The following is a 13,983-nucleotide window of genomic DNA, read 5'->3' as shown; positions in this document are numbered from 1 at the left end:
ATCCCAACCTCTTTTTGCTTTTCTGATATTTTTGTCAGGATCCCAACAATCAAGTCAGTAAAAGTTTTAGATTACTCGTTTATTCTTTTATCTGATAGCGATTCGTTTCATTATCCAATGTCCTTGTTCTTTTGTGTCGTTTTATAAATAGCATCTGTTGCTGGTTCAAGCGTGTGACTCCAAATTTCACTCGTTGGTTTGGTTCCTCCATAGGAACTAGCCAGTAAGAATCCCCCTTAAGCTGCGTAAAAGTAAGCTGACCTTTTTCATTCGTAACCCCTTCCAAAGGAACGCCGTGTTGGAGTACTGCTTTTTTCTTTTTCACGCAAAAACGTTGATTGCCTATCGGGATCCCTTTCTTATCCAAGAGTATGAACGTAAAATCAAATAGACGTTTCTTCAACAGGAAACGATGCACTGTACGAAAAATACTATAAATGATCATTCCAACAAGTAAGGCAACTCCTAAAAGAATCAATAGATGGATCAATTGACTTTTTCTCGCTCCATCATTTTCTATTGCTTGGACTTCTTCATTATAAGGAACTCGTTCACCAGTGACTAATAAACGATGCGAATTGATCATGTACGGTGTACAAGTCAACAGCGTGACGATATCCTTCCTATTTTCCAATTTGATCCCAGATGTATCATCAGGTTCTACTACTTGGATAGTGCTAACTTTATATGCTAACTTTTCTCCCAACACAGTTAAAATAAAAAGATCTTCTTTTTTTAACTTTCCTAAATCAGTGAATAGTCGCCTCGTTGAGAGACCACTGTGAGCAGAAATCACAGAATGGGATGGCACACCTCCCAATGGAAAAGAAGTGCCCTGTAATACACCTGCTCCCTTTTCAAGAACTCGCTGGTTCAAGGTATCATATAATGCAATATTCACGTTGATTTTTGGAATATGGACTGCTCCGATAAGCTGGGCAGATGAATGTGTATCGGTCAGTTGATTGTCAAAGGGATCAACACCGGGAGCCAGACCAGCTTCTACCTTTTGTTGATTTTCTTCTTGCATCTGTACTTTTAATTTTTCTTTTTTCTTTATAGATATTTGTTGTGCTTGCTCGATTCGTTTTTGATCGATAAAACCGTTCAACGAGTCGCTATAGAATGGATAGAGGGTGATCAACAAACCTATCAACATACATATTAGCAAGAACACCTGAAAGACTAATCTTTTTTTCTTCAACTCAGACTCACCTTCTTCCCCCTGTTTCTTTTATTATAAATGTCTAATGGATAAATGAAAACGAAAAGCCGATTCTTATTTTTTATTGATAAAAAAACACTTCTTCTCTGTGTAAATTCACTTGGTAATTTCTTGTAACATTCATAAGCTTTTTCATATATTTTCTAATTTCTTGCCTCAATTTTCCGTAAGCTTTATGATGAAGCTAACTAATCTATAAAAAGGAGTATGAAAAATTGAAAAAGTATGTTCCGTATTTGACAATTTTGCTTTTCGCAATTTTATTTATTCTGCCAAATATCCTTACACATAAGTTAGTTATTGGAGCAGATGCCCCATTTCACTACAATCGGTTCTATGATGCAGCCGAACAGTTCGCCAATTGGGATTTCCATTATTTCCCTTCAATGTATGGATTTCAACAAAGTGGACGGATCGTAAATGCTGTCTATGGTCCATTATTTGCTTATTTCCAAGGATTGATCGTCTTACTCTCAGGTAGTTGGTTCCATTACCAAATTTTATCTAATTTTATTCTTTTCCTGATTTCTGGGTGGTCGATGCTGACTCTACTAAAATATGTTCACGTCAAAAACTGGGTAAGTGTGCCTATTTCTGTTTTGTTCATGACAACTTATTCGATCCAATATTGGGCTGTCAATCAAGGCTTTACTAGTTGGGGTACTTGTTTTTATCCCTTATGTATGATTCCAATGGTGGATTTTGTTGTCCACCGACGTTTTCCCATTCTTAAGGTCACTGCCTCGATTGCATTGATGACTCAGATTCATTTATTGTCTTCTGTGATGCTGGCACTGATGTATGTTCCTTTTTATCTTTACTATTTCTTTGATCAGAATGAAAAAGGAAAGGCTCTGCTGCAATTAGGAAAATCAGTCTTGCTCTATTTCGTGTTGACTGCGAATATTTGGGGTGGTTTAGCCCTAGTCTATAGCGGCAACAAAATACTGCCGCCTTTCGTGAATCGTGAGATGAGTCAAAAAGCAATCAACTTGGATGGGAGTTACTGGTTGACCTATCCCAAAATCTTCTCATTGATTCTATTTATTGGGTTCTTATTATTCTTACTGTTTCGACGTAGATATTATCCTTTCACTAAGTTACTACTTCGTTCAAGTATCGGCTTTTTCTTACTATCAACGAGTCTGATTCCTTGGACCACTTTAGTAGAAAAACAGGTGCCTTTTATCAGCTTGATCCAATTTCCATTTCGCTTTTTTGTGCCGTTTACGTTACTCTTCTTACTCTTTTTGGCACTTGTACTGAATCAATGGGAAAAGAAAACGTGGTATCGGGCACTTAGCGTATTGTTTTTACTGGTTGCTTCAGCCCAAACGCTTCAAAACTTATACAAACATTTAGACAGATGGGAATCTGAGACGTTTGTCAGCCGTCACACTTATTTATTCGATACACCAGAACAAGCCAGAAAAACATTTTACAGCCAAGACATGTCAACGAGCTTATTCGTCTTCCAAAAGACAACACCTGATTATTTACCGATTTATAAAGACACCACAGCCAATAAATACGATCGTTACAATGAAGAAATACTAGAAGGTGAAACAACCTTCATCAAAACACACCCTGACGGACGTTTAACGATCAAGTGGAAAAATACCGGTCAGAAAACAGTCCATTTACCAGTCATTGTTTACGACCGTACAGTATTGTTGCAAAACGGCAAACCTTTGACAGATTATGAATTGACAGACATCGGTACGCCAATCGTCAAACAGCATAATGGTATCAATGAGATCACCTTATATTATGACTTGCCGCTCTTCTTTTATTTCATCATTGGGTTGACCTTCATTGGTTGGCTGATTTTATTCATCATGTTTATTAGGAGTCGGATACATTCATAAAAAAATGAGGTCGAGACAAAAATCGTTTATGAGAAATTAGAAAAAAAACGAACAATACATTTTTTGTATTGCTCGTTTTTTTTTAAATTTCCGAAAAATCTGCCTTTCGGACGTCGTTTATTTGAGAGAGGCTGGGACAGAAGTGTTTAACTCCGAGAAATAAGAAGAAATGACCGAAAATTGCTTTTCAAATTTTTGTGAATTTCGGCTTATTTAAGAAGGAGTTGCTTCTGCTCCCGCGGTTTATTCGAGAGTCTGTAGCAAATCTGATTTTTAGATTTGTCCCACATTCTTATTGTGATAATATTCCTTCGTTTCTCTTCACTCCAACGTGACTGCTACCCCATAATGATCACTGACAATCGAGCCATTTTCCCCATCGAAAATACGTTGATAACTTGTAACAAAACAATCTTGTGGTACATAAATGTAGTCGATACGCAGCCCCTCTTTATTGTTTTCCCAGCCATCGATTTTCTTTTCGATCGTTGCTTCAGCTTGTTTTTTTTGAGCGATTGGATAAGCATCACGAATAGGCAACTGACTTTTTGCCACTAAATTGTACCCACTGCTTTCAGCAGGATTGTTGAAATCCCCTAATAGATACAGTGGCGTTGCGAGGGGGACTAAACTTGCTTCTAATTCTTTCCACTCAAATGCAAATCCGCTTTTTTCATCTGCCCACCAAGAAAAATGACAGCTTGCTACAGTAATAAATTGTGTTTTGACAGAGGTTTGACCCACTAATATTTTTCGAGTATGGTAATCCTCTTTTTCTTTTGTTTCGGAGACTAGGTGCGTTTGACTAATTAGTGGTTGTTTGGAAAGAAGCGCATTGCCTTCCTCATAGATAGCATAGCCGACATGACTCATTTCCCAACTCCAATAGTAAGTTTCACCTTGTTCTGCTAAGAGCTGGATCAAGCAATAGGCAAAGTTATCCGAGCGGACAGGCGTTTGTTCCTGCACCTGATTAAAATTCTTCAGCTGCTCACTGGTTAGTCGTTTTGCGTCCATCGTTTGATTGACTTCTTGCAATGCGATCACATCATATTGTTCATGACAGATTTTTTGAGCGATCTGTTTTAATTTTTCTCGTGGTTCCTCTTCTAACCAGCTATGCGTATTCAACGTCATTATTTTCATATAATTCTCCTTCTTAATGGGATGGGTCGAAACATTGCTCCCACCTTCTGAATCCATATTATAGGTAGAGACCCCAAAGTAGTTCATTCAAAAAATAAGCCAATAATCCCTGAAATAGGAAAAGCAATTTCGGGATTATCGGCTTACTTCTAGGAGTTACACACATCGAACCTATTCTTTCGATATGAAATACACGCATGAACTTCTGTGATTCTTTACAAGTTTATTTTCCCGATCACTGTTCCTCGTTCAGTGTCTCCTAATTTATTGATGGTCAGCCCATTGACTTTGTCATCTGTAAAGACTACTATGATCGTCGTTTCTTTCCCTTCGTTCTTGATTGCATCTAGATCCATCTGAGCAATCGTAGTTCCTGCTACTACTTCTTGGCCTTCAGAAACTAAGATCTCAAATGCTGGCTGACTCATCTGAACAGTATCTAGTCCCATATGGATCAAAACTTCTGCTCCTTCTGCTGTTTGCATGCCAATTGCATGCTTGGTTGGGAAGACACTCACGATTTTACCAGAAAGTGGTGCCGTCACTTCTCCAGTGGCAGGAATGACAGCAAAGCCATCGCCCATCATCTTTTGTGAAAAGACTGGATCGTTCACAGCTGTTAAAGCAATTACCTCGCCAGTTGCTACAGTGAATAATTCTTTTTCGATACCTAAAACATGTTTCTCTTCATTTTTCTCATTTTTATTTGTAGCCTCAACTGTTGGCTCTGGAATATCAGCGCCTGATTGTAGTAAATCTTCAATATCCGATTTCAACACATCAGCTTTTGGTCCATACACGGCTTGCACACCTTTGTCCTTAACGATTAGGCCCATCGCTCCAGCGCGTTTCCATTCTTCTTCTGAACCGACTTTCCCAGGATCCTCGACGCTGACGCGTAAACGAGTCATACAAGCATCTACATCCTTGATGTTTTCTTTTCCACCTAACAAATAGATGATCTTAATGATTTGTTGATCTGCATTAGTTGCAGAACCTGAAGTCGTTTCCTCACTGTCGTTATCATAGTTCCCATTACGTCCTGGTGTAGCATAATTGAATTTTTTGATCAAGAAGTTTGCCACAAAATACGTTAATACTCCAAATAATATGACACAGATAACAAAGTTGAGCAAGTCGATACCTAGTCCTGCTTTGATCGCTAATGGTGTACGTGTCAATAGTTCAATGTTCCCAAATGAATGGACACGTAAAGGTAGAATATCTGCCATTGCAAAAGCTGCCCCTTGGATCACGGAATAAACAATGTAAAGAGGTACAGCTGCAAACATGAACATGAACTCTAATGGTTCGGTTACACCTGTTAAGAAAACTGCAAGTGCTGCTGAAAAATACATTGATTTATATTTAGACTTTTTGTCTGGATCAACATTACGGTACATCGCTAGTGCTAATCCCATCAAGATACCGGAAGAACCAATCATTTGTCCCACTTTAAAACGAGCAGGTGTCCAGTTCGTCAATACGAATTCATATTGCGACATGTCGCCGGCACCTTTCAAGTTGACCAAATCAGTCGCCCATGCCAACCATAAAGGATCTTGTCCAAATACTTGTGTTCCAGCTTGCGCACCAGATAATATCTCATAGGTACCACCTAACTGCGTATAATTGATTGGGATCGTCAACATGTGATGTAAACCAAATGGTAGCAATAGACGTTCCAATGTACCATATAGGAATGGTGCTAAAATCGGAGCGCTTTCTTTTGACTCTGCGATCCACAATCCAAAGTTATTGATTCCTGCTTGGACATTCGGCCATACAATAGCAAGAATCAATGCAACAATCGTTGACCACAAAATAACTACAAAAGGAACAAATCTTTTTCCATTAAAGAACGATAATGCATCAGGTAATTTACGATAATTGTAGTATTTATTATAGGCCATCGCTCCAACGAACCCTGCAATAATCCCAACAAATACCCCCATATTTAGCGCTGGTGCTTCCAACACGCTGGTAAAGAACCCTTTGACCATGATTTTCGTGCCAAACAAGGTATGCGTAAATGCGTCTTCATTTGTCAACATCTCATTAGTCACACCAAAAATTGCCCCTGTGATCCGATTGATCAATATAAATGAGATCCCCGCAGCGAATGCTCCCCCTGCTCGTTCTTTTGCCCAACTACCACCTATTGCTAGTGCAAATAAAAGATGTAAATTTCCGATAATTGCCCAACCAATATTTTCGATCACGCCACCCGTTGTAACTAAAGGTGCAAGATCAGGATTGATCAACGGAATCGATTTACCGATACTGATCATCAAACCTGCCGCTGGCATAACTGCCACAACGACCATTAAAGCCTTTCCAAATTTTTGCCAAAACTCAAAGCTAAATATTTTTTTCATTTCCTCGTCTCCTTTGTGCAATCGGTTTCGTTGTTAGTTATTATAGCGTGTGTTTCTTTTTTTGTAAATGCTTTATTTCGTATTTTTATGGTTTTCCTTCAAGTATTCAATTGTTCTTTATACACTATTTCTGTCCATAATATAGTAGTAAACATTGATATGATCGCTTTTATTTTGTTTTTTCATCTACTTCAAAATTTAATTTCACTTTTCTAGTTGACTTACGCAATCGGTTGCGTTTATTATGGATGTATAAACGACAATGTCTAGGAGGAGAACAATGAAACAAATTAAACGGTTATTTCAGATCGACCCTTGGAAAATCAGTACGAATAAATTAGATAAAGAAAATTTACGATTGCAAGAATCATTGACCAGTATCGGCAACGGATATATGGGTATGCGCGGAAATTTTGAAGAAGCATACTCTGGTGATCATCACCAAGGAACCTATTTAGCAGGTGTTTGGTACCCTGACAAAACACGTGTTGGCTGGTGGAAAAATGGCTATCCTGAATATTTTGGAAAAGTAATCAATGCAGTCGATTTTATCGCTATGGATCTTTTTATCGATGATCAGCTGATTGATCTAGCTACACTTACTACTGAAGATTTTTATTGGGAATTAAACATGAAAAACGGTGTTTTGACACGTAGTTATACAGTCACTACCCCTTCAAACAAAGTTCATCTTTCATTCGAGCGCTTTTTAAGTATTGTCAAAAATGAAGCCGCTTATATTCGCTTAACCATTGAAATGTTGGAAGGAAATGGAACTGTAAAAGTTATTTCTAAGTTAGATGGCAATGTCCAAAACGAAGACAGCAATTACGATGAACACTTTTGGAATGACATCGATCATGGCGTCAAGGAAGAAATAGCGTACTTAACGACTAAAACGATCCCGAATAATTTTGAGATCGAGCAATTCACAGTGACTGCCGGGATGCGCCATTACGTTGATGGAAAATTATATACACCAAGCTACCAAAAGGGCACCTTAGCAATCGAAAGTTCATTCACCTTTGACTTAGCAGAAAATGAAACACTTCTAATCGACAAAGAAGTATTGGTTTTCACAAGCCGAGATATTCCTGAAGCGCAACAAGCGACACATCTCTTTAAAGAATTCAACGAATTGAACGTTCACTATTCCCAAGCAAAAGAGGAGCAAACAGCCGCTTGGTCTAAACGATGGGAATTGGCAGATGTAGTCATCGAAGGAGACGATGAAGCACAACAAGGTATCCGTTTCAACCTCTTCCAGCTATTTTCTACTTATTATGGCGAAGATGAACGTTTGAATATTGGACCAAAAGGCTTCACTGGCGAAAAATATGGTGGTGCAACTTACTGGGATACTGAAGCCTACGCAGTACCTCTGTACCTCGCTTTAGCGAAACCTGAAGTCACTAAGAATCTCTTGAAGTACCGTCATAACCAATTGCCGCAAGCAATCCATAATGCACAACAGCAAGGACTAAAAGGCGCGTTATATCCAATGGTCACTTTCACAGGTATCGAATGCCACAATGAATGGGAAATCACCTTTGAAGAAATCCATCGAAATGGCGCAATTGCCTACGCTATTTATAATTATACTAACTACACTGGCGACATCGACTATTTAAAAAATGAAGGTCTAGAAGTCTTGGCAGAAATCGCTCGCTTTTGGGCAGACCGAGTCCATTTTTCTAAACGAAACAATCAATATATGATCCACGGGGTTACAGGACCGAACGAATATGAGAATAATATCAACAACAATTGGTACACGAATACGATTGCTTGTTGGGTACTACGTTACACACGAGAAAATTATTTGAAGTTCAAAGAAGAGAGCACTGCTAAAATCAGCGACGATGAATTGGGACATTGGCAAGAAATTGCTGAAAATATGTACTTCCCAGTAGATGAAGAATTAGGGATTTTTGTTCAACACGATACTTTCTTAGACAAAGATCTCAAACCAGTAGCGGAACTATCCGCAAGTGAATTGCCATTGAATCAGCATTGGTCATGGGACAAGATCCTTCGTTCTTGCTTCATTAAACAAGCGGACGTTTTACAAGGTATCTACTTCTTCAATGATTCATTTACAAAAGAAGAAAAACAACGCAACTTTGATTTTTACGAGCCAATGACTGTCCATGAGTCTTCCCTATCTCCTAGTATCCATGCTATCTTAGCTGCTGAACTAGGCATGGAAGACAAAGCCGTTGAAATGTATCAACGCACTGCTCGTTTAGATTTAGATAACTATAACAATGATACAGAGGGTGGCTTACACATCACTTCAATGACAGGAAGTTGGCTTGCTATCGTACAAGGATTCGCGCAAATGAAGACAGATCATGAACAATTAAGATTTGCACCATTCTTACCTAAAACATGGTCTGCTTATTCATTCCATATCAATTATCGCGGCCGCTTGTTATTTATCGCCGTTTCAAATGAACAGGTAACATTGGATCTCTTATCTGGCGAAGCTTTACCGCTAGAAGTCTACGAAAAAGCGTATGTGCTTACTGATCATTTGACTATTCCATTACGAGAAGGTGAAGCAAATGTTTAAAGGTGTATTATTCGACTTAGATGGCGTCATTACAGATACCGCTGAATTCCATTACCGTGCTTGGAAAAAGCTAGGTGATGAGATCGGTATTCCCTTCGATCGGACATTCAACGAACAATTGAAGGGTGTAAGCAGAGAAGATTCTCTGGCTCTCCTTCTTGCTCATGGAAAAAAAGAAGAGCAATTCTCAAAAACAGAATTTCTCGAATTAGCGAAAAGAAAAAATGATTATTATCTTGAAATGATCCAATCGATTACACCAAAAGATGTTTTTCCAGGGATTTTAGAATTATTAAAAGACTTACGGGCAAATAATGTCAAGATTTCACTAGCATCTGCAAGCAAAAACGGCCCTTTCCTACTTGCCAAGATGGATTTAGAAAGCTACTTTGACGCGATTGCTGATCCGGCAAAAGTCGCTAATGGAAAGCCTGCACCAGATATTTTTCTACTTGCTGCGAAAGACATCGGTTTGACCCCTCGTGACTGCATCGGAATCGAGGATGCAAAAGCTGGAATCGCTGCGATCATTGCTAGTGGTGCGCAACCTATTGGCGTAGGACGTTCAGAAGATCTTGGGGAGGATATTCCAATCGTACCTAATACAGCTTCATTGACTTTCGATTACTTGAAAAAAACGTGGCAGCCAAATGCCTGAACCTTCTATTTCAGTGACCCCTATCCCCAACACTGAATTAAAAAAAATCACATTGAAGAACGACGAATTGACCGTCGTTCTTCTAAACTATGGTGCTAGACTTCACCAAATATTTGCTCCAGATAACAAAGGACATTTAGAAAACGTCTTACTTTCTTATGATGAACTTTCAGATGTTTTAACCGATGAAAGTTTCTTTGGAGCCACAGTCGGTCCCGTAGCAGGCAGAATCCGAAATGCTACGTGGGGGAATCATCAACTTGAAAAAAACGCCGGCAACCACCATATCCACGGAGGAACAAATGGATGGTCTTTCCAATACTGGGATGTCGAAGTGTTCAAAAATCCACAGTCGATCGGCGTTGTCTTTTATTTACAAGACACTTTTTCCGATTATCCTGGGCCTATCACTGCAACGATCACGTATCAGCTAACTGCGAATAGCCTGGAAACGATCACAAAAACGAACAGTCCCGTCGAGACGATCTGCAATCCAACCAATCATGCCTATTTCAACCTTTCTGGGAACGGTAAACGTGACATTGATACACATGAACTAGCCGTCCAAGCAGAAAGTCTATTGGTATTAGATGAAGATAAACTACCAACAGGCGAGCAAATCACTCAAGCAGATTTACCGATCAATTTCAAGAAACCACATACAATCGAAGAAATTCTCAACGCTTATCCTGAAGGACTTGATGACGTTTTTGTTCTTACTACACCGAAACGTTCAAAAAAGGTGCTGTGTCTTTCAGAAAAACAATCTGGACGCCAGTTGTCTATAGCAACAACAAATAGAAGTGTGGTATTATTTTCTACGACTGGTTTTGAAGCTGATTTTATGATCAACGGGAAACATATGCATTCAAACTATGGTTTAGCCATCGAGCCACAAGAATTTCCGGATCTAGTCCATTTACCCGAACTCGGTTCGATCGCTTTGTACCCTGGCCAAGAAAAGGTCAATCATACTACCTATCAGTTTACTATTTTACCGAATGAACAGATAGCAAATACTCAATAGTTGCTTGTTTTGATTACGAATAGCTCAGAAAAGAAGAGATTTTTATTTAGAAGAAAGGTGTTTAAATTATGGCAATTACGGTAAAAGATGTTGCAAAAAAAGCGGGAGTAGCTACATCTACTGTCTCACGCGTCATCAATGACCATCCAAGTATTTCCGAAGCAACCAAAAAGAAAGTCCGAAAAATCATGGATGAACTTGGCTATGTACCGAATATCACTGCTAGAAATTTAGGTAAACGGGTTTCTAGTGCCATCGGCGTGATATTGCCGCCACTTGATTCTAAAGAACGAATCGGTAATCCCTTCTACTTAGAGATCATGGACGCAATCAACGAAGAAGCACGTCACCACGACATGACAACAGCCATTGCAACAGCGAAAAATTTTGATGTCTTATTAGAAAATGTCCAAAGAATGCACTTACAAAAACAAGTCGATGGCTTTATCTTAGTGTACTCTGATAGCGAAGACCCAGTCATCGATTATTTGTATCAAAACAAGATTCCCTTCACCCTGATCGGTCAACCTTATCAGCATGAAAATGAGATCATCTACGTTGATAACGACAACCAACTATTGGGAAAACAGGCAACTGATTTTCTTATCCAAAATGGGCATGAACAGATTCTCTTCGTTACGAACACGACCCACGAAAGCCTCTATTTCGAACGCTATTTCGGGTATCAAAAAGCGATGATGATGGCTGGGCTAGATGTTCACCCTAGCGTTGTGATCGAAAAGGCAGAAGACTATCTATCCTTTGACACTATCTTAAAAAACACCGGTGCTACAGCACTTGTGGTAATCGATGATATTTTTGCACTTCGCACGATGCAATTAGCGCAAATGTATGGTTATCTTATTCCAGAAACCTTATCGATCATCAGTTTCAATAATTCGATTTTTTCTACACTGACTCATCCTTATCTCACAAGTATCGATATCGATATTTCCGAATTAGGGCGAGTAGCCATGCAAAAATTACAAGAATTGATCCATAACGAAATCAGTAGCGGCGTGCGCCTAGTCATCCCTCATCACTTGATCAAGAGAGAAACAGTTGTGCCACTGACCCCCAAGCAATAACTGGTAGAAATTGAAATGAACAGATAGAATAACCAAGAGATGAGGTTGAGACAAAAGTCGTTCAGGTTTGAGAAATTGGAGAAAAAACGAGTCTGGGACAGAAGTAAGAAAGACTTTTGTCTCATTCATTAAAAATGAATAAACGGTGGGAGCAGAAGCAACTCCTTCGGAAATAAGCCGAAGGAGTTAAACACTTCTATCCCAACCTCTTTTTTGAAATCTCCGAAAAGCCTGACTTTTGGACACCGTTTATTCGAGCGTCTGTAGAAAGAATATTTTTATATTTGTCTCGACCTCTCTCTTAATTTATAGTACCCATACTTGTACATATTTTCTTTAGTTTTAAAAATAAAAAAGGAGCCAAGTCATCCAACTGACTCTACTCCCTAAATATAAGTAACTACCGCAGCAACAATAAATTACTTTTCTGTCTTAGTTTACTCCTATCTGGCTCTTTTCCTTCTTATGATTCAATAAGAACCCGCCAATAATAGTGAAAATTGGCGCTAAGATCGCAAAGAACGCGAATGGTAAATACTGTAACGCACTGACTTTCATCGTACCCATGATAAATGTGCCACTTACTCCCCATGGCACTAATGAATTGACAGTAGCGCCTGCATCAGCCAATGTTCGCGTCAGATATTTTTTATCTAGACCGCTTTGTTCAAAGGAACGTTTGAATGTTTCTCCTGGCAAAATAATTGAAAGATATTGTTCCCCAACGATAAGATTGATCCCGATACAGCTTAAAGCTGTAAAACCAATCAAGCGTGACGGACGATCCATCTTTTCTCGTAATTCTTGGACAATCGTCTCTACGATCGTATATTTGATCAGTAATCCTCCCAATGCGAGAGCCAGTAATATCAAACTTGCAGAACTAAGCATACTCATAATGCCACCTCTAGAAAGCAACTCATTGATTTTTGGATCTGCTGTTTGGGCAACATATCCATTCATCAAAATATTGGCTACTCCTTGGATCGTCAATCCAGATTGATGGATAAATGCCAAGACAATTGCCGTAGCCGAACCAGTGAGCAGTGTTGGGATGGCTGGTATTTTTTTGATTGCTCCACCGAATAAGACAACCAATGGAATCAGTGTCCATGGAGAAATCCAAAAACCAGCTTTCATATTTTGGATCATCTCAGTAATTGCTTGAAGATCAGCTGTGTGACTACTATGGCCAAGAAAAATATAAAATAACATAGAAATCAAAAACGCTGGTAAGTCGGTATACCGCATTCCGGCAATGTGTTCAAATAAATTGACTTCACCGATCCCAGCAGCTAAGTTTGTCGTATCAGATAACGGTGAACAATTATTTCCTAGAAACGCTCCAGAAACAACAGCACCCGTTGTCATCGCATCATTAAAACCTAAAATATGTCCTATACCTAAGAATGCGATCCCAATCGTTGAAATCGTCGTGAATGAGCTGCCAACTGTGATACCAACGATCGTACAAACTAAAAATGCCGTTGGTAAAAAAAAGCGGACAGAAATCAATTGGAATCCATAAACCATAATTGTCGGAATGGTTCCAGATAATATCCATGAAGCAACTAAGACACCGATTAAAAGAAAAATCAAAATCGGGATGATCCCTGGTGTAATCCCTTTTACAATTCCGTCATGGATGTCATCCCAAGAGAATCGTCTAAACCGACCATAAAATAACAAACACATAAAAGCTGTAAGTATCGGGATATGTGGGGATAATTGAAACCCAATAATCAATATACCCAATATCGCTAGCAATACAACTAATACAGCTATACTCTCTTTTAACGCTATTTTTTTATTCACTGTACGTCTCCCTTTTCTAATAAAAAAGTCCCTACCACGAAAAACAAGGTGTTCTTTTGGCAGGACAGCTTTGCAACGAACATCATTTGAGAACGAGTATAAATTTACTCTCTCGTTACACCTAACTGATAGTTGAAAAGGTATTGATGTATAGAAAAGAAGATTGAACAAATCGGCTAAAACGAAAGAAATTCTAAACAAGC

General features: G+C 38.9%; 9 protein-coding genes and 1 pseudogene. 6 read left to right on the top strand and 4 right to left on the bottom strand.

The window, feature by feature from the left end; genetic code table 11:
• Window positions 1-79: 79 nt before the first annotated feature.
• Window positions 80-1,204, bottom strand: a complete 1,125-nt coding sequence (locus IGI47_RS13870; RefSeq protein WP_438784541.1) for a class C sortase — start codon at window positions 1,202-1,204, stop codon at window positions 80-82.
• Between the two features lie 236 nt (window positions 1,205-1,440).
• On the opposite strand from IGI47_RS13870, the gene IGI47_RS13865 reads away from it, so the two are divergent.
• Both IGI47_RS13865 and IGI47_RS13860 read left to right on the top strand, forming a co-directional pair.
• Window positions 1,441-3,093 (top strand): hypothetical protein, encoded by a 1,653-nt coding sequence (locus IGI47_RS13865; protein ID WP_438784540.1) that lies wholly within the window; start codon window positions 1,441-1,443, stop codon window positions 3,091-3,093.
• Window positions 3,094-3,224: 131 nt separating this feature from the next.
• Window positions 3,225-3,344, top strand: a pseudogene (locus tag IGI47_RS13860) (DUF3788 family protein); the annotation flags it as partial.
• A gap of 70 nt (window positions 3,345-3,414) precedes the next feature.
• Here IGI47_RS13860 and IGI47_RS13855 read toward each other — a convergent pair.
• Together IGI47_RS13855 and IGI47_RS13850 are read right to left on the bottom strand one after the other, a co-directional pair.
• Window positions 3,415-4,239, bottom strand: coding sequence for an endonuclease/exonuclease/phosphatase family protein (locus IGI47_RS13855; RefSeq protein ID WP_438784539.1), 825 nt, complete (start codon window positions 4,237-4,239; stop codon window positions 3,415-3,417).
• A gap of 215 nt (window positions 4,240-4,454) precedes the next feature.
• The gene (locus IGI47_RS13850) at window positions 4,455-6,617 is read right to left on the bottom strand and encodes a PTS transporter subunit IIBC (protein ID WP_438784538.1); all 2,163 of its coding nucleotides are present in this window, start codon (window positions 6,615-6,617) and stop codon (window positions 4,455-4,457) included.
• A 280-nt stretch (window positions 6,618-6,897) separates the two neighbouring features.
• Here IGI47_RS13850 and IGI47_RS13845 point away from each other — a divergent pair, with 280 nt between their 5' ends.
• From IGI47_RS13845 to IGI47_RS13830, 4 genes are all read left to right on the top strand, one after another.
• Complete coding sequence (locus tag IGI47_RS13845) at window positions 6,898-9,192, top strand: glycoside hydrolase family 65 protein (protein WP_438784537.1); 2,295 nt, start codon at window positions 6,898-6,900, stop codon at window positions 9,190-9,192.
• Entirely contained in the window at window positions 9,185-9,850 is a 666-nt protein-coding gene (gene pgmB, locus IGI47_RS13840; protein ID WP_311930428.1) for a beta-phosphoglucomutase, read from the top strand. The genes IGI47_RS13845 and pgmB overlap by 8 nt, the downstream gene beginning before the upstream one ends.
• The gene (locus tag IGI47_RS13835) at window positions 9,843-10,877 is read left to right on the top strand and encodes an aldose epimerase family protein (protein ID WP_438784536.1); all 1,035 of its coding nucleotides are present in this window, start codon (window positions 9,843-9,845) and stop codon (window positions 10,875-10,877) included. Before pgmB ends, IGI47_RS13835 begins: the two co-directional genes overlap by 8 nt.
• A 68-nt stretch (window positions 10,878-10,945) precedes the next feature.
• Window positions 10,946-11,965 carry a LacI family DNA-binding transcriptional regulator gene (locus IGI47_RS13830; RefSeq protein WP_311930430.1) on the top strand — a complete coding sequence of 340 codons (1,020 nt, stop codon included), beginning with the start codon at window positions 10,946-10,948 and terminating at the stop codon, window positions 11,963-11,965.
• A 432-nt stretch (window positions 11,966-12,397) separates the two neighbouring features.
• Here IGI47_RS13830 and nhaC read toward each other — a convergent pair whose 3' ends face one another.
• Window positions 12,398-13,780 carry a Na+/H+ antiporter NhaC gene (gene nhaC, locus IGI47_RS13825; protein ID WP_438784535.1) on the bottom strand — a complete coding sequence of 461 codons (1,383 nt, stop codon included), beginning with the start codon at window positions 13,778-13,780 and terminating at the stop codon, window positions 12,398-12,400.
• Window positions 13,781-13,983 lie beyond the last annotated feature (203 nt).

The sequence above is a fragment of the Enterococcus sp. AZ191 genome (genome assembly GCF_051713845.1).
In the GTDB taxonomy this organism is placed as follows: Bacteria; Bacillota; Bacilli; order Lactobacillales; family Enterococcaceae; genus Enterococcus_B; species Enterococcus_B durans.
This window is presented reverse-complemented; position numbering and strand designations above follow the sequence as displayed.